This is a genomic window from Sporolactobacillus shoreae (assembly GCF_004684935.1).
GTDB lineage: Bacteria > Bacillota > Bacilli > Bacillales > Sporolactobacillaceae > Sporolactobacillus > Sporolactobacillus shoreae.
On record NZ_SRJD01000017.1, the window covers coordinates 64,272 to 83,140 of the forward strand.

The 18,869-nt window shown below is 44.1% G+C and carries 18 protein-coding genes; 8 read left to right on the forward strand and 10 right to left on the reverse strand.

Translation table 11 applies throughout. The features are described from left to right. Positions 1 to 11 precede the first annotated feature (11 nt). Together mbcS and spoIIP are read right to left on the reverse strand one after the other, a co-directional pair. A complete protein-coding gene (gene mbcS / locus E4665_RS13475) occupies positions 12 to 1,607 on the reverse strand; it encodes an acyl-CoA synthetase MbcS (RefSeq protein ID WP_135349318.1) in 1,596 nt (531 codons plus the stop codon). A gap of 118 nt (positions 1,608 to 1,725) precedes the next feature. Then, entirely contained in the window at positions 1,726 to 2,814 is a 1,089-nt protein-coding gene (gene spoIIP, locus E4665_RS13480) for a stage II sporulation protein P (RefSeq protein WP_241654862.1), read from the reverse strand. A 255-nt stretch (positions 2,815 to 3,069) separates the two neighbouring features. Here spoIIP and E4665_RS13485 point away from each other — a divergent pair, with 255 nt between their 5' ends. Continuing rightward, positions 3,070 to 4,809, forward strand: coding sequence for a methyl-accepting chemotaxis protein (locus tag E4665_RS13485; RefSeq protein WP_135349319.1), 1,740 nt, complete (start codon positions 3,070 to 3,072; stop codon positions 4,807 to 4,809). A gap of 45 nt (positions 4,810 to 4,854) precedes the next feature. On the opposite strand, the gene E4665_RS13490 is transcribed toward E4665_RS13485, so the two are convergent. Further along, on the reverse strand, positions 4,855 to 5,631 hold the full coding sequence (locus E4665_RS13490; RefSeq protein WP_135349320.1) for a 3-hydroxybutyrate dehydrogenase: 777 nt from the start codon (positions 5,629 to 5,631) through the stop codon (positions 4,855 to 4,857). Between the two features lie 307 nt (positions 5,632 to 5,938). On the opposite strand from E4665_RS13490, the gene E4665_RS13495 reads away from it, so the two are divergent. From E4665_RS13495 to E4665_RS13515, 5 genes are all read left to right on the forward strand, one after another. Next, entirely contained in the window at positions 5,939 to 7,126 is a 1,188-nt protein-coding gene (locus tag E4665_RS13495) for an acetyl-CoA C-acetyltransferase (RefSeq protein WP_135349321.1), read from the forward strand. Between the two features lie 52 nt (positions 7,127 to 7,178). After that, a complete protein-coding gene (locus E4665_RS13500) occupies positions 7,179 to 8,564 on the forward strand; it encodes a GntP family permease (protein ID WP_135349322.1) in 1,386 nt (461 codons plus the stop codon). An 18-nt stretch (positions 8,565 to 8,582) separates the two neighbouring features. Further along, positions 8,583 to 9,278, forward strand: a complete 696-nt coding sequence (locus tag E4665_RS13505; RefSeq protein ID WP_135349323.1) for a CoA transferase subunit A — start codon at positions 8,583 to 8,585, stop codon at positions 9,276 to 9,278. 19 nt (positions 9,279 to 9,297) lie between these two features. Then, complete coding sequence (locus E4665_RS13510) at positions 9,298 to 9,948, forward strand: 3-oxoacid CoA-transferase subunit B (RefSeq protein WP_135349324.1); 651 nt, start codon at positions 9,298 to 9,300, stop codon at positions 9,946 to 9,948. 163 nt (positions 9,949 to 10,111) lie between these two features. Continuing rightward, positions 10,112 to 10,975 carry a VOC family protein gene (locus E4665_RS13515; protein ID WP_135349325.1) on the forward strand — a complete coding sequence of 288 codons (864 nt, stop codon included), beginning with the start codon at positions 10,112 to 10,114 and terminating at the stop codon, positions 10,973 to 10,975. A gap of 55 nt (positions 10,976 to 11,030) precedes the next feature. Here E4665_RS13515 and E4665_RS13520 read toward each other — a convergent pair whose 3' ends face one another. Further along, positions 11,031 to 11,723, reverse strand: a complete 693-nt coding sequence (locus E4665_RS13520) for a DUF975 family protein (RefSeq protein ID WP_135349326.1) — start codon at positions 11,721 to 11,723, stop codon at positions 11,031 to 11,033. 301 nt (positions 11,724 to 12,024) lie between these two features. Here E4665_RS13520 and xerS point away from each other — a divergent pair, with 301 nt between their 5' ends. Next, on the forward strand, positions 12,025 to 13,116 hold the full coding sequence (gene xerS, locus E4665_RS13525) for a tyrosine recombinase XerS (RefSeq protein WP_135349327.1): 1,092 nt from the start codon (positions 12,025 to 12,027) through the stop codon (positions 13,114 to 13,116). A 6-nt stretch (positions 13,117 to 13,122) separates the two neighbouring features. Here xerS and E4665_RS13530 read toward each other — a convergent pair whose 3' ends face one another. The 3 genes from E4665_RS13530 to E4665_RS13540 form a co-directional block, all read right to left on the reverse strand. Further along, positions 13,123 to 13,749, reverse strand: coding sequence for a stage II sporulation protein M (locus tag E4665_RS13530; protein WP_135349328.1), 627 nt, complete (start codon positions 13,747 to 13,749; stop codon positions 13,123 to 13,125). A gap of 66 nt (positions 13,750 to 13,815) precedes the next feature. Continuing rightward, the gene (locus tag E4665_RS13535; RefSeq protein WP_135349329.1) at positions 13,816 to 14,391 is read right to left on the reverse strand and encodes a xanthine phosphoribosyltransferase; all 576 of its coding nucleotides are present in this window, start codon (positions 14,389 to 14,391) and stop codon (positions 13,816 to 13,818) included. A gap of 354 nt (positions 14,392 to 14,745) precedes the next feature. Then, a complete protein-coding gene (locus tag E4665_RS13540) occupies positions 14,746 to 15,177 on the reverse strand; it encodes an SRPBCC family protein (protein WP_135349330.1) in 432 nt (143 codons plus the stop codon). Positions 15,178 to 15,310: 133 nt separating this feature from the next. Here E4665_RS13540 and E4665_RS13545 point away from each other — a divergent pair, with 133 nt between their 5' ends. Further along, positions 15,311 to 15,961, forward strand: coding sequence for a peroxiredoxin-like family protein (locus E4665_RS13545; protein ID WP_135349331.1), 651 nt, complete (start codon positions 15,311 to 15,313; stop codon positions 15,959 to 15,961). Between the two features lie 39 nt (positions 15,962 to 16,000). Here the strand turns inward: E4665_RS13545 and corA are convergent, their stop codons facing one another. The 3 genes from corA to E4665_RS13560 form a co-directional block, all read right to left on the reverse strand. Then, positions 16,001 to 16,957 (reverse strand): magnesium/cobalt transporter CorA, encoded by a 957-nt coding sequence (gene corA, locus E4665_RS13550; protein ID WP_135349332.1) that lies wholly within the window; start codon positions 16,955 to 16,957, stop codon positions 16,001 to 16,003. Positions 16,958 to 17,006: 49 nt separating this feature from the next. Then, complete coding sequence (locus E4665_RS13555) at positions 17,007 to 17,543, reverse strand: EXLDI protein (protein ID WP_135349333.1); 537 nt, start codon at positions 17,541 to 17,543, stop codon at positions 17,007 to 17,009. Positions 17,544 to 18,103: 560 nt separating this feature from the next. Continuing rightward, the gene (locus E4665_RS13560) at positions 18,104 to 18,565 is read right to left on the reverse strand and encodes a MarR family winged helix-turn-helix transcriptional regulator (RefSeq protein WP_135349334.1); all 462 of its coding nucleotides are present in this window, start codon (positions 18,563 to 18,565) and stop codon (positions 18,104 to 18,106) included. Between the last annotated feature and the right edge of the window lie 304 nt (positions 18,566 to 18,869).

An 18,869-nucleotide genomic window follows, 5' to 3' on the forward strand; every position in this document is an offset into this window, starting at 1 on the left:
ATCTCGCGAGTTTACACGGTCAATCCATTTTCCCGTGCGCGACGGACTTCAAGGTCGCGAAGAGCCGATCTCTTGATTTTGCCTGAAATTGTCTTCGGAAGATCTGTAACAAACTCAATTTCCCGCGGATATTTATAGGGTGCCGTTTCATTTTTTACAAACGTCTGGAGATTCTTAACCAGTTCAGGACTGCCGGTGTAACCATCCTTGAGAATCACAAAAGCTTTGACAATATTCCCACGGATAACGTGCGGCTTTCCGACGACAGCGCAGTCTTTGACCGCATCATCCTTGAGCAGTGCGTCTTCAACTTCAACCGGTCCAATGGTGTACCCGGAGCTGATGATCACATCGTCGCGCCTACCATGAAACCAGAAATAATTATCCTTATCTCTGGAAGCACGGTCGCCTGTCAGAAAATAGTCACCGATGACTGCCGCTTCATAACGGTCCGGCTGATGGTAATACGTGCGGAATAGAGCTGGAAAATCGCGTCTGACAGCGATATTGCCGACAACACCAACAGGAACGGGATTTCCATCCTCATCTATGATAGTGATAAATTCATCCAGAATCGGTTTTCCCATTGAACCCTGGCGGACTTCCGTATCAACCATCGTTCCGATCAGCAGAGTGCTTTCCGTCTGTCCATATCCATCTTTAAGCGTAATATCAAAAGTGTTTTTAAATGTGTCGATCACACCGCGGTTCAGTGCCTCGCCAGCGGAGCAGGCGTTTCGGAGGTGGGACAGGTCGTATTTCCCAAGCCCATCAACTTTTGCCATCAGTCTGTATTCGGTAGGAGTGCAGCAAAGAACGTTGACTTTGTAATCCTGAAGCAGCTGAAGCTGTTTTTCAGGATGGAAGCGGCCGCAGTAAACAAGTCCGGTGACACCCTTGCCGAGCACTGAAAGGAAGGGGCTCCAGATCCATTTCTGCCAGCCGGGGCCGGCCGTAGCCCAGAACGTATCGCCATCACGGATGTCCAACCAGCGCGGCGCGGCAATCCTCAGATGAGCGTAAGCCCAGGCGTGGCTGTGCACGACTCCCTTCGGCGTTCCTGACGTCCCTGATGTGTAAGTCAGAAAAGCCATATCATTCTTATTTGTCTCAACCGTTGTAAATTCCGCGGATGCTTCATTAATCAGTTTATTCATGGACATCCAACCGTCCGTTTCACCGTCCACCGATATTTTGTACTTCAGCGATGGCAGTTCCTCTTTGATTTCATCCACCTGGCCACTGTATTCATGGTAGGCAATAATGGCTTTCGCTTCTCCCTGATTGATCCGCAAAGCGATGTCTGTGGCGCGGAGCATTTCAGATCCCGGAATAACTGCGATACCGGCTCTTAGCGCACCAAGATAGATCACATAGGCGTCAATGATCCGGGGGACAATCGTCATAATTCGATCGCCTTTTTTAATTCCCAGTTCAGTCAGTACGTTGGCAAACTTTTTCCCTCTCTGAATCAGATCATGGTAGGTAACCGTCTTTTTTTCTCCTGTTTCATTTTCCCAGCGCAGCGCCACTCTGTCAGAATCGAAGCGGTCAATTTCACTGGTCAGATTATAAGTTTCAGGAGCAATCAGATCTTTCAGTTCCATAGATGAACACCTCTGCTTTTGAATGCATGCGGTCAATCAATTTAAGTGAATCCTCGTTGACTGAACGTTCGCTTATAACTACATATTAATACCTGGTACTAATTATTACAACTGTTTTTTAAGGATTTGTTTTCTGGATATATGTGGCCAGTGCCTCACCGAACGCCTTTGAGCTGCGGTCCACTTCATCCAATGTATTGTCCACACCGCCAATCTCAATAAGCAATGCATTTTTTGAAAGATCCTGATTATAGACACCATTGCCATCAAATTTAGTTTTGCCGACAATTCCGCGTACGAGTCCGGGATATTGCTTGTCCATAATACTTTTTATCTGCTTTGCCATATAAAGGTTAGCAGAATAATTGGGATTATCCTCTCCAATTATAAAACTGATCCGCGCATAAGAGGTATTACCCAGTTTCATCGTCGTCACACTTCTGCCTGAAGAATCTCGATGGATGTCAATGAGATAGAGGAGACTTGGATTTTCCTTCAGTAAATTCTGTACAAGAACTCTTGAATTCTGATAAGCGACATTATAACCCCAGTTGCGTATCCCTGTATTGATAAAACCAATTCTGTGGTCGGCGAGAACATTCCCGACAACTAATCCGTCCTGCACCACACCGTGATCGGGATTCAGGCTGGTAACCTGGCCGTTATTGAATGGTTTATAGGCCTCCCAGTAGTGCGTATGATAGAGCAATACAGTCTTTTTCAGTTTGCCGTTAATGGCTGGTGGCGCTGCCGGATTTTTCTTCGGCGTAGTCTGCTTCGGTGTCTCCAGATCTATTTGGGGCGGGGGAGGGTTATCTTTTGGCAGATTCGTATAATTCAATCCCTCGCCTGCCACGAAAATTTTCGTATTATATATGGTAAAACCGGGGAGCTCAGAGCCAAACAGGCTGCGGATGTCATCAGAGCGCAGATCGGTCATTGCCTCGAATATCAGATGATAGATACTCTTTGGCCGGTCCTTCGCGCGTATGATGTGGTTAAAAGCCGAATTTTCATTGCCGAATGTTTCGGACAACAGTGTTTCCGCCGGCCAATTCGCTTTCTGAAGAGCATCCTCTACCGGGCTGATCCTGACCTGGGCGGCGGCAATCAATGCAGCCAGCCCGTAAGCGGCAATCAGGAGTATGAGGAAGCGTGAGATGAGTTGTACTGGAAAGGATGAGTGTGACAGATTATCTTTTTTCAAGCTTGTCCCTCCTGGCCTTCTGGAAGTTTCGTGCTGACTAATTAACTCTATGTTCGAAAGGGGAAAAGATAGACTTGATTTCAAATAAAAATATCATTTGATCATTGATCAGAAAGTCGAGGGATCACGTTTGATAGATGTATTTGTAAAAATTGATTTACAATAACTTTACAATTTCCTACTTGAAGCACTTCATCATTGGCTAAATACTGAAGAAGGTACTTTTACTTGATTCGTATTTACTAGGAGGGCGACATGCAGCTTAGATTACGGGACCGTTTTCAATGGCAAAATTTAAAAATTCATCAGAAATACCTCATGAGTCTTCTGGTCGTATTGGTTATGACCTTGGCTTCTGTTGTTCTCGCGACGAGTCTGCTCATGCAGGCGATGCAGAAAGTGGACGGGGCCGGAACTGAAGGAAATCGTGTGGTTCAGATCACAGAGATCGGATCGTTGTTCCGGTCTAAGGACTCCAGAGTTGTCGACTATCTGCTGAATCCGGGAGACGCTGCGGTCAGCAAATATACCGCGGATCAGCAAACCCTGACCCGTATGGAACGTCAGGTTCAGCCTTATATGAAAACGCAGAGCCAGGTCGATCTTTTCAATCGGATAATGAGAAATGATTCAATGACCTATAACCTTTTTCAAAATGAACTGGTTCCGGCCGTTACGATGAATGATATGAAAAAAGCGAGAAGCATCCGTATCGAACAGAATCAGATTCAGGATGATACGATGAAACGTATCCAAAGTCTTAGGATCGAAGTTCTTAACCAAGAACGGTCGGCGGTCGAATCCGCTCGTGCACAAATCAGATGGTCCATTATCTTTCTGATACTCAGCCTGGTAGTGTCGGTAGCCGTCAGTGGATGCATCACCTATTTAATCCATAGAAAAATCAGACAGTCTTTTGATCGTGTTCTGAAGATGACGGATCGCATTGCTTCAGGGGATCTCAGAGATTCTGAGAATACGATTCGCGGGAGGGATGAGATCGGACTGATCGCTCAGGCCATCGTTCATATGAAAAAAAATCTTCTGAGCATGACTCTAACAATTGCGAGGCTCTCAAACACTTCTAGAGAGAACAGTCATCAGCTGACCCAATCTGTACAAAAAGTAACTTCAAACAGCAGCAGTGTTAAGGAGTCCATGGCCGAGCTTTCGGCCGGAACCGAAGATCAGGCAAAAAATGCCTCAAAGATCAGTGACATGGCCAGCAGTTTCATGAACAGCGTTTTCAATGAAGCCGCGCATGCACGGTCAATCAATGAGCTGTCCACTTCTGCGTTAGAAGCGACGCTTAAGGGCAGAACGATCATTGAAAGTTCAATCAGTCACATGGACAAGATTAACATCAGCGTACAAAATAGTATGGATAAAATGACACGGCTTGACGACAGGATGAAAAACATTTCGACCCTGATCAGCCTGATTGAGGGAATTGCCGGTGAGACTAATCTGCTTGCTTTGAATGCTTCCATTGAGGCTGCGAGAGCCGGGGAAAAAGGCAAGGGATTCACAGTCATTGCTGATTCCATACGGAAGTTATCTGATCAAACCGCGCAATCAGTAAAACAGATTGCGGGAATGATGAAAGAAATCCGAACAGAGTCCGGTGACGTTCATAACGCACTTGTCAACAGCTTTGATCAGGTTAAGAGCGGATCGGAGCAGATCACGATCACCGGACGGCAATTCACCCATATCGACACTCAGATGAAGCAGGTCGGTGAAAAAATAAAGAGCATGTCTGCCAGGCTTCAAGAGATCAGCGGAATTGGGCAGAACATGATCCATTCAATTGAGAGTATTGCCGCTGTTTCAGAAGAGTCTGCGGCGACTGTCAATGACGTGACAGAGTCTATGGAGAATGTAAATGAGACAATGCTCAGTTTTTCCAATGAAGCCGAATCTATGGCTCAGGAATCGAAGAAGTTGGACGAAATGATGAAACAGTTTAAACTGAATGATTCTCCGGCTGTCTAACTTAAATACATTCAGATTGAAACAGGCTGGTCCGCAGCCTGTTTTTTATTGGGCCGTATAGCCGCCATCAAGAACAACAGCCTGACCGGTCACACCGCGCGCCTGTTCACCGGCAAGAAAGAGCGCATAATCCGCTATTTCTTTCACATCCAGCAACCTTTTCTGAGGAATCAGCGGATAGAAAACTTCTTCTAGAACCGTCTCGACAGGTACATTTCGCGATTTTGCGACATCCTTAAGCTGCCCGCGCACGAGCGCTGTATCGACATAACCCGGACAAAGTGCGTTTACGGTGACCCCATAGGGTGCGCTTTCAAGTGCCGCGACTTTGGTCAGCCCAATGACCCCGTGCTTCGCGCTGTTATAAGCCGCTTTATTAGCAAAACCGATCAGTCCATTTATCGACGCAATGTTAATAATTCTACCGTACCGCTGACTCTTCATAATAGGGAGAACATGTTTGATTGCAAGAAATGGCGCAATCAGCATCACGCGGATCATTTGTTCAAACTTTTCTGCCGGAAAGTCATCAATCGGGGAAATATGCTGAAGGCCAGCGTTGTTCACAAAAATATCAACGTTTCCAAAAGCACTCACTGCCTGATCGATCAGATTTCGGATGTCATCCTCCTTTGTCACATCAGCGCTGATCGCTCGTACCGTTTCACCGCTGCCGTCCAGGATCACCGCAGCTTCTTCAACCCCGGATACGTTAATATCTGATAGAACCACGTTTGCTCCATTTTCTGAAAAAGCTTTGCCAATTTCAAAACCGATCCCTCGTGCTGATCCGGTAATCACGACTGTTTTTCCTTTGACCAATCCGTATTCCTCCCCGTATGCATTTACAAATGACTTTCTCCCGATCAATGCATTCTGTAAATTAAAATATGCCTCGACTATTTCAGAATGGACAGAAGGCAAGGAACGGCTTAATAAATGTATAGGAATAAAAAAAAGAATTAGAACAACTGAATTGTCACATAATCGTTGGAACTCATAAATACAATAAAATGTCCCAAAAGAGCCACCTATTAAGGTGGCGATTTAAGGTGGCGATACTTTTTGAGCAAGGAATTGATCTGAGTGTCGTCCGTGTAGTGACACTGCAAAAAAAGGGGGAGGTCTGATGACAGAAGTAGTGATCGTCGGCGCGGCGAGAACTCCTGTCGGGTCATTTGGAGGAGTGATTTCGGAGTTGTCCGCTGTTGAACTTGGTACCGCCGCGGCAAAAGAAGCAATCAAAAGATCAGGAATATCGGCTGACCTGATCGACGAAGCGATTGTCGGAAATATTCTCTCTGCCGGTCTTGGACAGAATATCGCTCGGCAAATTGCGATTTATTCAGGTATTTCCGAAAAATCTTCAGCTATCACTGTAAACATGCTGTGCGGTTCCGGTCTGCGTACGGTGATACTCGCCGCCCAGTCGATCGCGCTCGGCGACTCAGACTTCGTGCTGTCCGGAGGTACGGAAAGCATGAGCCGTGCGCCCTATCTTCTTCAGGATTACCGTTGGGGAAAGCGGATGGGAGGGGGTAAGGTCGAGGATTCAATGATCAAGGATGCACTGATCGATGCTTTTTATCAATACCACATGGGTATTACTGCCGAAAACATTGCTGAAAAGTGGCGGATCAGCCGGGATCGTCAGGATCAATTTGCCCTGAAAAGTCAGCATAAAGCTGAAAAAGCGCAGCTCCTCGGTTATTTCGATGAGGAAATCATCCCGGTATCCCTGACAAAAAAAGGGGAACAACTGGTCATTGATCAGGATGAACACCCGCGTCACGGAATGACTGTCGAAACGCTTGCCAAGTTAAAACCCGCATTCAAGGAAAACGGAACTGTGACCGTGGGTAATGCATCTGGGATCAATGACGGCGCAGCCATGCTTATACTTACCTCGAGGGAAAAAGCAGAAAAGCATGGTTTGCATATTATGGCGAGCATCAAATCATATGCCAATGTCGGACTGGACCCGAAGATTATGGGCTACGGACCTGTTCCCGCAGCACGAAGGGCACTTCAGAAGGCAAATCTCAGAACAGGTGATATAGACCTTTTTGAAATTAACGAGGCTTTTGCCGCTCAGTCTGTCGCGGTCCTCGACGATCTTGAACTTGATCCTGAGAAGGTCAATATCAGTGGCGGTGCCATTGCACTCGGCCATCCGGTCGGTGCGTCCGGAGCGCGGATTCTTTGCACCTTGCTGTACAACATGAAACGGACAGGAGCAAAGAAGGGGCTTGCGGCTTTATGCGTCGGTGGAGGACAGGGAACGGCCATCATTGTTGAAAACGAACATGAAGAATAATGTAAGCGTTTCCTTTCTGCAATTAATTTCAATGGAAATGGGGAGATGATTGATGGCGTTACAAATTTTTGCGATTGTTCTGGCACTTGGCCTTCTGATGTTTCTCGCTTATCGCGGCTATCCGGTCATTATCATTGCACCGGCAGTCACGTTGCTCGCGGTGCTGCTGTCCGGCGGGCATTTATTGCCCAGCTATACAGAAGTCTTCATGACTAATGCGGCAACCTATGTCAAGAATTTCTTCCCAATCTTCCTGCTCGGTGCCATCTTTGGCAAAGTCATGGAGATGAGTGGGGCTGCAGCCTCAATCGCCCACACAATTGTTAAAGGATTGGGATCCAAGCGGGCGATTCTGTCAGTCGTCCTTGCCTGCGCCATTCTCACTTACGGGGGCGTCTCGCTTTTTGTCGTCGCTTTTGCCGTCTATCCCTTCGCGGCAGCTATTTTTAAAGAGGCGGATATCCCAAAACGTTTGATTCCGGGCGCCATTGCGCTTGGTGCATTCACGTTCACCATGGATGCCCTCCCGGGAACGCCCCAGATCCAAAACATCATTCCGACAAACTATTTCGGAACAGACACTTATGCAGCGCCGCTTGTCGGCATTATCGGATCAATCATCGTTCTCGCCGGTGGACTGCTCTGGCTGGAACATCGGCGCAGACAGGCAATCCGAAAACAGGAAGGGTATGGGACCGGCCATATTAATGAACCGGAACTTGACACAAAAGCTAAGTTGCCAAATTTCTGGTTGGCTATACTGCCGCTAATCGTTGTTATCGTCTTTAATTTCGTTTTCAGTCGCACTGGCCTGTCCGCAAGAGGGTGGTACAACGCAGAAACTCTGAAGAAAGTGTTCAACATCCCTGATGTGAGTACACTCGTCTCTTCATGGTCGTTGATTGCGGCTCTGACATTGGGTATTCTCACCGCAATGTTTCTCAGCTTCAAACGTGTGAAAGTCAAATTAGCTTCGAGCTTGACTCTTGCAGCATCCGGTGCACTTCTCGCTATTTTTAACACAGCTTCCGAAGTCGGGTTTGGTAATGTAGTCAAAACATTGCCCGGTTTCTCGGCAATCCAACATCATGTTTTCAATGCGAGCAGTAACCCGCTCGTATCGGAAGCCGTATCAGTCAATGTGCTCTCGGGAATCACAGGTTCCGCTTCAGGAGGTCTTTCAATCGCTCTTGAAGTGATGAGCAAGCAGTACCTTCAGACGGCGCACGCTTTGGGCATCAGTCCGGAACTGCTGCACCGGATCGCGTCGATGGCGTCGGGAGGCATGGATACATTGCCGCATAATGGTGCAGTCATAACACTGCTGGCAATCACCGGGCTGACACACCGGCAGTCCTACAAGGATATTTTTGCGATTACCATTCTGAAGACGGCAACGGTGTTCCTGATCGCGATCGGAAGCTCATTTTTCGTCTGATGGGGAAGGAAGCATATTATGGAAAAAATCGTACCTGCTATTGAGGAACTGATTCAACAAATTTCTGACGGATCGACTTTAGTTGTCGGAGGGTTTGGCCTCTGTGGTATTCCGGAAAAGTTGATCAGGGGTTTACGTGAAAGCGGCGTAAAAGACCTCACTGTGGTCAGCAACAACTGCGGCGTGGATGACTGGGGACTTGGCTTGCTATTGGAAAACAGGCAGATTAAAAAGATGATTTCATCATATGTCGGTGAAAATAAGTTGTTTGAACAACAGTTCCTGAGCGGCGAACTGGAAGTCGAGCTTGTTCCTCAAGGGACACTTGCCGAACGTCTGAGGGCGGGCGGGGCAGGCATTCCTGCATTTTTCACAGCAACCGGTGTCGGTACGGATATTGCGAAGGGCAAAGAGGAGAAAGTATTTGACGGACGGACTTACATTTTGGAGAAAGGAATCATCGGTGACTTTGCACTTGTCAAAGCGTGGAAGGCGGATCTTGGCGGCAATCTGGTTTATCGGAAAACAGCACGCAACTTCAATCCACTCGCTGCAAAGGCTGGAAAAGTGACGTTTGCTGAAGTTGAGGAACTGGTTGGTCAAGGAGAACTGGACCCGGATTATATCCATACGCCGGGAATCTATGTGCAGAAAGTATTTTTGGGTGAAAACTATGAAAAACGCATCGAGCGGCTGACCGTTGCCAAAGTGTAACAGGAGGGAGGTTGATCATTTGGGAAACAGACAACTGATTCTGGATCGCGCGTTAAAAGAAATCAGTGAAGGGATGTATGTCAATCTCGGAATCGGCATGCCCACACTGATCGCCGACCGGATTCCCCAGGACAGCCACGTCATGCTTCAGTCAGAGAACGGGCTGCTTGGTATTGGCGCATACCCTCATGAAAAAGAGGTTGATCCTGACCTGATCAATGCCGGTAAAGAAACAGTCACCACCGTTCCAGGTGCTTCTTATTTCGATAGTGCCGAATCTTTTGCTATGATCCGCGGCGGCCATATTGACCTGGCCGTTCTCGGCGGGATGGAGGTTTCCGAAGAAGGGGATCTGGCAAATTGGATGATTCCGGGAAAAATGATCAAGGGCATGGGGGGAGCAATGGATCTTGTCCAGGGTGCTAAAAGGACCGTTGTGATTATGGATCATGTAAATAAGCATGGTGAGTCAAAAGTTAGAAGACGTTGTTCACTTCCACTCACAGGGAAAGGTGTAGTTGATTGCCTGATTACGGATTTAGCCGTTTTTCATCTTGATCACGGGCAGCTGAAGCTTACTGAACTTCAACCGGGATCAACGCTTGATGAGGTCTTAAGCAAAACAGAAGCGGATATCCGAATTGATGAACGACTGCTTTCAAACCAATAAGCATGATAAAAAGCCGGATGCACCCGGCTTTTTATCATCAATAAATTGACTCGATAATTTTTCGTAAACAGAGAACGTTTGTTGGACACCTTATTCATATATAAGGTACATTGAACTTACATAGAGCAGATGAATGATTTTTAACACTTTAGGAGGAGTTTTCATGTCGCCATTTCACAGTTATCCGAACACTTACGTTAGCCAGGTACATCTTTTAGTGAGCGATCTCGAACGTTCCAAAAATTTTTATCGAAAGATACTTGGTTTGCATTTTTTGAAGGATTCAGAACGAACGGTCATTTTATCAGCAAACGGAGCTGATCCGTTGGTGACCCTCGAACAGCCGGATCAGGCAGCCGGGCATAATTTCAGGCAGGCGGGGCTTTATCATTTTGCACTTCTTCTGCCATCCCGTAAAGATCTGGCAAGCATGCTGGCTCATCTGCTTAAATTACACTATCCCTTGCAGGGCGGATCCGACCATGCAGTGAGCGAAGCCGTTTATCTGGCGGATCCGGACGGAAACGGAATCGAGCTCTACCGTGACAGGCCTTCGGACAAATGGCGCTGGAACAATGGGAGAGTATTTATGCCGACTGAGGCTATAAGCGAGGATATTCTTGACGAACTTGAGGACGGGGATTGGAAGGGGATGCCTGAAAAAACAATCATGGGCCATATCCACTTGCAGGTCGCTGATCTGAAAGCGTCTGAAGATTTTTACTGCAAAGGACTCGGATTTGATCTTGTGGCGCAGTACGATGATCAGGCAGATTTTATATCGACAGGCGGGTATCATCATCACATTGGACTCAACGTCTGGCGCAGCAAGGGCTCACCTGCGGGGGACGAAATTTCTGCAGGCATGAAACATTTTATTTTGGAATATCCAAGTCTGAAAGCAAGGGGAGAGGCAGTCAGCCGATTGAAGGGGATGGAAGTACCGGTTACTGAAAAAGGAGCTATTATCACCGTCAGAGACCCTTCAAATATTAAAATAGTGCTGCACGTCAGCAAAACAAATTAAAAAAAGCGGCAGCCGGTTAAATTTTCCGGTAGCCGCTCTTTTTAATAGTTGATAATTACTGCTCAGAAACGGATTCAGCGCTTTCAGCCTGCTGATAGTCAGACAATTCATTATAGAAAACGGCAAGAGAAGTGAAGAAATAAGGAGCCAGCCAAAGCAGTCCGATAAACAATGTCACTACAGACAATAGTGCCCATCCAATGAAACTTAACTCCAGGACAAAAAATTTCCATTTGTAGCCGCCCATCAATTCGCGGCTCTCGGTAATTGCCTCAGTTGCAGAATATTCCGGGTGATCTTTAATGATAAAATATGTCTGCGAATACGAGAGGGTCTTGATAATGCCTGGGACGACGAGCAAGAGTGTCCACATCAGAATGAAGAAACCCAAAACAAATGATACCCAGAAAAGTTTCACAGCTTTTTTGAAGTCCGAATAAACAGCAAATACCTGACCAATCTGAGGGTTCTCGGATCTAGTGAGCCCAAGGAAATACCAGTAAAATGTAACTGTGATCGGCGTTACAATAAGTGAATAAACGATCTCAGCAATCTGAACGGATAACGGTAGATCAATGTGATGCTGATAATTATAAATCCAGTTGCTCAGGCCTCCGGAAATCTTTATTTCATATAGATACTCTAGACCAGTAATCACAAGGAAAGTAAAGAAGGTCAAAAGTGACGCAACGGCCCAATTATTTGCCAGCGATTGTCTGGCTTTCTTTTTAATTTCAGAGATGTGCATTAAAAAAATCCTCCTGAGTCAGACAATGATTGATTGACGGAAATTATGTATATATTAAATTTTAACATAAGATTCAAGCTGGAAAAAAGTTAAATCAAATTCATCACCATAAGAGAGAATGAAAAGCAGAAAAAATCTGAACGGATTTTAAATCCAGAGAGGCGTCAACCATACTGAACATTACTACGTAAAATATAATTTTGACGAAGTAATCTCCAGGTGTTAGAATAAGAGCATCCTTTCTGATGTTTTTTAAGCTTTTCATACATTTATTAATTTTTTGTTTTGGGGGTTCTTCTCAATGACTGATGAACGCAAAAATCATATTTACGATCTGATTGACGAAAAAACCGCAGAGCTCCCTTGGTATGTCCGCGAGTATGTGGATAAAAAAATGCGGACGATGTCGCCGAGATCATTGCTTAATTACTCCCATGATTTTCTGATTTTCTTTGACTGGCTGCTCACCGAAGGCTTTTTTCCAGGAAAACGCACAGATATTCCTCTGGACTGTCTGGAAAAACTTACACCTCAGTCCATTGAAAACTTTCTTACGTACTTACAGTTCCGGCTCAATAACGACCGTTTTACCATTAATCGCAAGCTTTCATCCCTTAAGTCACTGTTCAATTACTTGCAGAATGTCGCTGAAACGGACGATCTCAAGCCTTACCTTGTCCGTAATGTAATGGCCAAGATTGCGTTTAATAAAATAAAAGAAGATCAGGAAACGGTCGCTCAGAAAATGGCCGGAAAAATACTCTGGAAAGATGAATATGAGCAGTTCCGGCAGTTTGTCGCCCAGGATTACTGTACTACGGTCAAAGACGATGTTAAACTTCTGAACTTCCACAAACAGAACGCGGAACGCGATACCGCCATTGTCTCATTGATTCTCGGCTCCGGACTGCGTCTTTCAGAAGTAGTCGGACTGGATCTGTCGGATATCGATTTTAAGAAACGAATGGTTCGCGTCATACGCAAAGGAAATAAGGAACAATACGTCTACTTCAGCGAACAGGCAGGACTAGATCTGGAAGATTATCTGCAGGTACGATCCGGAAAATATCACTTGATGGCTTCAAATAAGGCCCTCTTCGTTTCCGCGCCAATGGGTCCTAAAGGGACAACGCGGAGGCTGAGCCCAAGAGCCATAGAAAACCTAGTAAAAAAATATGCCGTCGCTTTTGGGAAACCCTCCCTCTCCGTCCACAAGCTGCGTCATTCATTTGCGACACGTTACCAGGCTGAAAACAACGATATTCCTAAACTCCGCCGTCAGCTTGGGCACTCATCGATCCAGACAACAATGATCTATACCCATCTGTCGAACGAAGAGCTTAAAAGAGCGGTCGACAATATGGACGACCATTTTGACGAACCTGATGACTAAATCCTGTCACATGAAATGGTCCAGCAAATAACTGGTTATAAATGCTTCAATAAATGCTGCAACAGCTATCCCCGGAATAATGATTAAGACAAATTGCTCAAACGTTTGTTTATAGTAAATCCATAAACGATCCACGGGCTTCTTCTTTAGCTTCGATCTAAAAATATTTTTAATCTTATCAATCCAAAGTCGCTGAATTTTAATCGTGAAACACGCACACAAGATGAACATCGAAATTTCTATGACTCCGTGCGGAAGCAGCCCCAAAAGAATCATTTTAAAAAGATTTTTATGTATCGCGACGATAAGATAAGCAACAACTCCGATTACAGCGCCATTAAATATGATTGAGATCCATGGAAAAAACAAAATGGGTATTAACGAGAAAATCAGTATTTGCAGACAAGTCTTTATGTTATTTAAAAAGATTCCTATGAAAGAAGAAAACTGAGAATGATAAGAAGGAAAATTATTGTTCAAATCTTTAAGGATACTTATTAGATCAACATGCAGCATGCCACAAACAATAGCAGTCACTACCGCTGTAAAAATAAAGATGATCCATCCCACTAAAAATACTTTTACATTTTGCAGATAAGTATCCTGATAGATACTCTTTATTCTGTCAATCATTGCTTTTGACCTTTCTCCGATTATTAAAAGCTGAATTTTAGTTTACATAACTTTGTTTATGTATTATTATCTTTCGATAAATGTCACTTGGCCGTTTTCAAGGGACGCGATCCTTGCCAGTGAGAATACCGGATAGCCCGCATGATCCAATCTCTTTCTTCCGTCCTGGAATGATTTTTCAATGACAATCCCGATGCCTACCACAACCGCTCCGGCCATTTCTATTATTTTTGTTAAACCAAGCGAGGCCTCTCCATTTGCCAAAAAATCATCAATAATTAGAACATGATCATCCGCTGTCAGCATGCCTTTTTCAATATATACGGTATTCGAAACTTGTTTAGTAAACGAAAATATTTCAGTGGACAGACTCCCTTCATCCAATGTCACAGGCTTCTTTTTACGGGCAAAAATCACCGGAACCTTTAAAGCAAGTCCGGTCATCAGAGCAGGAGCAATCCCCGAAGATTCAATCGTAATGACTTTACTTACTTCTTTATTTTCAAAAATATCGGCAAACTTTTCACCGATTTTAAACATTAATACTGGGTCAATCTGATGGTTCAGAAAGTGATCCACTTTAAGAATCTCCGAACCAATCACTTTTCCCTCTTCCCGAATTCGCTTTTTCAGCTCTTTCATTCTTTCTCATAGCCCTCCTAAAAGCACGATTTATAAACCTTTTCTAAAAAAGTATACACTTGAATTAAAGAGGAGACTAGAGCATAGCTCGATTCTCGTCTATCAGATTTGCCGGCGGTACCAGCCAAAGTGTTGAGAAATTCAGTGAACTCGCTCCAGATCGCGTGAAAAAGAAATAAGGACACAATTGCTGTGCCCCTCCTATCGAGAAGAAGAAATATAATCTCTTCAATCGCATACATTCTGTTTACCGACTTAAAATGTGATTGCGATGCCATGTGCAAGTTCAGAAACGATATCAGTGTGCAGAAACCGATTGCCAAACCCTTTTAAGATCATGGAGGTATTCCCTTATTAACTCTCCAGGTGTTTTTTTACATTCACGAGAGCAGCAGTTTCAACCTGCATTTGTTTCGTGATCATGGGATCCATAAGCTTGGCCAGTCCGGTTGGTTTATATGATAAAGTAAACGTTATTTTTGTTTCTCCCTCGTCCTCTTCGAAAGCGTAGTTCCCAGTTGGTCTTGCCGGTCCGGATACGACCCTAAAAGAAATAGTCTTATCGGCATCACAGCCAGTAATCTCGTAATCACCGCTAATGCTTTTTCCAAACGGCCCCTTCATTGTCTGGGAGAACTTTGTACCAACGCCTGTATCCCCTTTTGACTCTTTTTTCACTGCAATGACGGAGGGCCTCCAGACTTTATTATTTTCGCCATTCAATATAAAATCAAAAATTTCGTGAACCGGTTTCTGAATCGAAACGGAAAATTCCGCAAACGCCATAGTAAATCCCCCACAAGTTTTTTTCTATCAATATTACAATGTTATCCATCTTTTTATTTCAAAGTCAATGATTAGAAAAAAAATATGCGCCGTTGTAGAATAAAATTAATATCCGATTGGAGGTTCCTAAATAATGGCTTCATTAGTTGAAGAAATTGACGCCTACAAAGCATCCTTTAAGAAAAACGCATCACCGGAAAAACAGCGGCTCTACGCGCAGGCATTAAAAGAATTGGAGGAGTCCGGTGTAGCACAGGGCCTGAGGGTCGGCGACCTTGCCCCCGACTTTTCGCTTCCTGATGCCACTGGGAAAACAGTGACACTCTCAGAAGAACTCGGCAAGGGTCCTGTGATCCTCGATTTTTATCGCGGCGGCTGGTGCCCCTATTGCAATCTGGAATTGAGGGCCTACCAGCGCCTACTGCCGGATATACAAAATGCAGGTGCCCGTCTAATCGCTATCAGTCCCCAGACACCCGATTCATCCTTGTCCACAAAGGAAAAAGATGAGCTCGAATTCGCAGTGCTCAGCGACAAAGATGGAAAAGTTGCGAATCAATATCAATTGGTTTTTAAGCTTCAGGATTACCTCATAGAACTATACAGACAATCAGGAATTGACCTTGAAGCCCGGAATGGCAATAAAAAATGGGAACTGCCGAAACCCGCAACCTTTGTCTTGGATCAGAAGGGAACGGTTGCATTCGCCCATGTCAGTTCAGACTATAAAGTGAGGACCGACCCCACCGAAGTCATAAAGATCGTAAAAAGCCTCGACAAATAAAAATGTTCGATAAATAAAGCTGCCGTTTCTTCGGCAGCTTTATTTATCGAACCATCCTTTTTTTCGGAACCAAAAATACATACTGATCGCGATCCCCATCATCAGACCAAGAACAAGAAAGTACCCTGCGTGCCAGTTAAGCTCAGGCATATATTTGAAATTCATTCCGTATATTCCGGCGATGAAGGTTAGTGGCATAAAAATGGTCGTAATGACCGTTAGTGTCTGCATAATACTGTTTGTCCGATATGATGTCAGTGAAAGATAACTGTCACGAATATCGGAGGTAATTTCCATGTTTGATTCAATCATGTGCGTCAGCCTGGCCAAATTCTCGCTGATATTCCTCAGATAGATGTTATCCGCGTCGCTGGTGGGCACGTAAGTTGAGCCGACCATCCGCTGAAAGATATCCTGAAGCGGCGTAACGGCCCTGCGGAAGCTCAGCAATTCACTTCTGATCTGAAACACCCGATCATTCAGTTTATGAATGGATTCATGCTTTGAATTCAGATCCAAAGCGTCAATCTTGTCTTCAAGCAAGTTGGCGACCATAAAATACTGTTCAACAAGCCTATCTAATAAGCGGTGCAGTATCTCCTTTGGTGTTTCTTCCTCAGAGATATTCTCATCCGAACGGCATTCATGCCAGACATCATTGACCGCTTTCAGGTTATCTATGTGCAATGAAAAAAAATAATTTTTTCCAATATACATCTGAAGTTCATGCGGTTTCAAAGTGCTCGGACTTACAGCCTGAATGGAAAGGAAATAATAGTCATCAAAAAGCTTCAGCTGCGGACGTTTGGTATAACGGTGGTCATTTTTTACATGCGCCCTGAAGAACGGAAAATGGTGTGAGAATGCATCATTTTCTGCATCATTCGGCTCATTGATATCCACCCAATGCCATTTCGTCGCCTCTGTATTCAGTGATGACAAAGTCATGGTATCAGTCATTTCCCCCGCTACTGATTTAGCCAAGATACGAATCATCGTCCAATCTCCTTTTCCATTGAGGCATATTTCTCATTAGACACCACTATCAGATATCAAGAAATTCGCCGTCTCTGATCTCGTGCAAGGTTCTGAACAAGTCCCCGGGGATATGACCGGTTAGCGAATCAAGTGAATTATAGATTTCAAGTCGGCGCACATCGGGCACTTCTTCTTCCTTCCCATATTGTACACTGTTCTTAAAATCTCCCGAAATCCTTTCCATGATTCTTCTTTCCAGTTCACGCTCAATCGATTGCTCCAGAGGCATTTTTTTCTCTTCCGTAATAAAAATAGCAAAGTGTCCGTGGACGGTCTCATAAACTGTGTAACTGGTGGTTCGCGATAATTTATCGTCGGTCACACACGCAGAAGCCAATTCTCTTCCGATAAATCGTTTCCGTTTATAAAATCCATTTTCACCTTCAGAGATTTCAACGTATTCAAATCCTTTTCCCTCGCCGATTTTGATGAAGTATCTCAATGCCTGAACGATAGTCGCCGATAAATTTTTCCCGGACACATTTTGTGCATGATCGAAAACCTGAAGGTCGGAATCTGGTACATAAATAGTTTTATTAGGCATTGAAATCTCCTCCTCGCTTTGAATGGCACATGAACTATTCAGATTATACATATAAATATACACGATATATACGTAGAAATAAAGTATTATCTATTTAGTTTATAAGTATGCATCAGTGTATAATATACGTACATTTCTGATTAGTCTCTTTTGAAAAAATGATAAAGTGTCATTTAAGAAGTAAACTTGGAATAAACGGATGTCGATGATTGTGAAACAACTTTCATGTGTTAACGCCCTTATTTTAGATTTGGATGCCCAATATTGAATTCAGCTAAAAAATGATCCAATCATAAAAAAAGAGTCTCAAAAGTAAGGGGTAAATAGGAGTTATGTCGTGGAAGGGGAACATCGTGTGGAAAAAGTCATGGGTTTTGGAGACAACATGAATGGGCAAAGTATAAGAACAGTGAGAAGATGAATGCCCCACCTGAATTAAAAAATACAGGGTGACCGCCTATTATTAGGTATATAAATGCGAACATTTAATTAAAACAAACGTTTAATTAATACATATCAAAAAATTTTTTCCATGATGTATCACTAGCATTTCTCTTCATTCACTTTTCAAAATTCAGCTCCTCATCATAAATCTTTTGCAGCAGTTTTACCAGTTCTTTCTGCTCCTTTTTTGTTAAGCCCTCAAATCTGAGAGTAAAATAACTTTCCTCTTCGGGCAATAAATTCTTATAAAGCGTCAGGCCTTTTTCCGTCAGAGAGAGATATTTTGTTTTCCATTCCTGATCACGGTGGATATAACCCAGGTTTTCCATTTTTGTAATTAATTGTGTGACATTTCCCTTTGAGACAAAAAGTTTCTCAGCAAGATCCTTCTGTGAAATTCTTTCCTGCTCAGCAATTCTCTTCAGCACTTCATACTGAGCAACGGTAAGGCCCCATTTTTTTAGAAAAAGGCCGAATTGACGCAACTGAAGGTGGTAGGTTCTGGATAATAAAAACCAAATCTGCCGGTTTCTTTTTTTCACTTTATCAGGCGCATTTTCTTTAGCAAGTTTTTTCAAATTATTTCACCTTTTTTGACTTATAGTCAGTTTAGCGTTAAACTAATCTTAAATCATAAGAGTAACCTTTTATCATGTTCATCTCACCCGTTTAGCTGTCCTCGCAGTCAGATGATGTACTTATTTTACTTCCACACATGCACGTGTTCACTGCTTTTTTTTCGTTGATCCTTTTTAAATTTAGCTTACAAAAGCGTGGTCTAAACCCACCGTCTTTAGACGGTATCCGCTTTTAGCCTTATCTTTTCGTGTCCATACTTTTCCAAGAGGTGAAAAGTATGGACGGCTATCAAAAAAGCGGTCA

What these genes read in the sequence shown, in the direction of transcription:
- mbcS (WP_135349318.1), bottom strand. Translation starts at nt 1,607, where the DNA reads ATGGAACTGAAAGATCTGATTGCTCCTGAAACTTATAATCTGACCAGT.
- E4665_RS13485 (WP_135349319.1), top strand. Translation starts at nt 3,070, where the DNA reads ATGCAGCTTAGATTACGGGACCGTTTTCAATGGCAAAATTTAAAAATT.
- E4665_RS13495 (WP_135349321.1), top strand. Translation starts at nt 5,939, where the DNA reads ATGACAGAAGTAGTGATCGTCGGCGCGGCGAGAACTCCTGTCGGGTCA.
- E4665_RS13500 (WP_135349322.1), top strand. Translation starts at nt 7,179, where the DNA reads ATGGCGTTACAAATTTTTGCGATTGTTCTGGCACTTGGCCTTCTGATG.
- E4665_RS13505 (WP_135349323.1), top strand. Translation starts at nt 8,583, where the DNA reads ATGGAAAAAATCGTACCTGCTATTGAGGAACTGATTCAACAAATTTCT.
- E4665_RS13515 (WP_135349325.1), top strand. Translation starts at nt 10,112, where the DNA reads ATGTCGCCATTTCACAGTTATCCGAACACTTACGTTAGCCAGGTACAT.
- E4665_RS13520 (WP_135349326.1), bottom strand. Translation starts at nt 11,723, where the DNA reads ATGCACATCTCTGAAATTAAAAAGAAAGCCAGACAATCGCTGGCAAAT.
- xerS (WP_135349327.1), top strand. Translation starts at nt 12,025, where the DNA reads ATGACTGATGAACGCAAAAATCATATTTACGATCTGATTGACGAAAAA.
- E4665_RS13530 (WP_135349328.1), bottom strand. Translation starts at nt 13,749, where the DNA reads ATGATTGACAGAATAAAGAGTATCTATCAGGATACTTATCTGCAAAAT.
- E4665_RS13535 (WP_135349329.1), bottom strand. Translation starts at nt 14,391, where the DNA reads ATGAAAGAGCTGAAAAAGCGAATTCGGGAAGAGGGAAAAGTGATTGGT.
- E4665_RS13540 (WP_135349330.1), bottom strand. Translation starts at nt 15,177, where the DNA reads ATGGCGTTTGCGGAATTTTCCGTTTCGATTCAGAAACCGGTTCACGAA.
- E4665_RS13545 (WP_135349331.1), top strand. Translation starts at nt 15,311, where the DNA reads ATGGCTTCATTAGTTGAAGAAATTGACGCCTACAAAGCATCCTTTAAG.
- corA (WP_135349332.1), bottom strand. Translation starts at nt 16,957, where the DNA reads ATGATTCGTATCTTGGCTAAATCAGTAGCGGGGGAAATGACTGATACC.
- E4665_RS13555 (WP_135349333.1), bottom strand. Translation starts at nt 17,543, where the DNA reads ATGCCTAATAAAACTATTTATGTACCAGATTCCGACCTTCAGGTTTTC.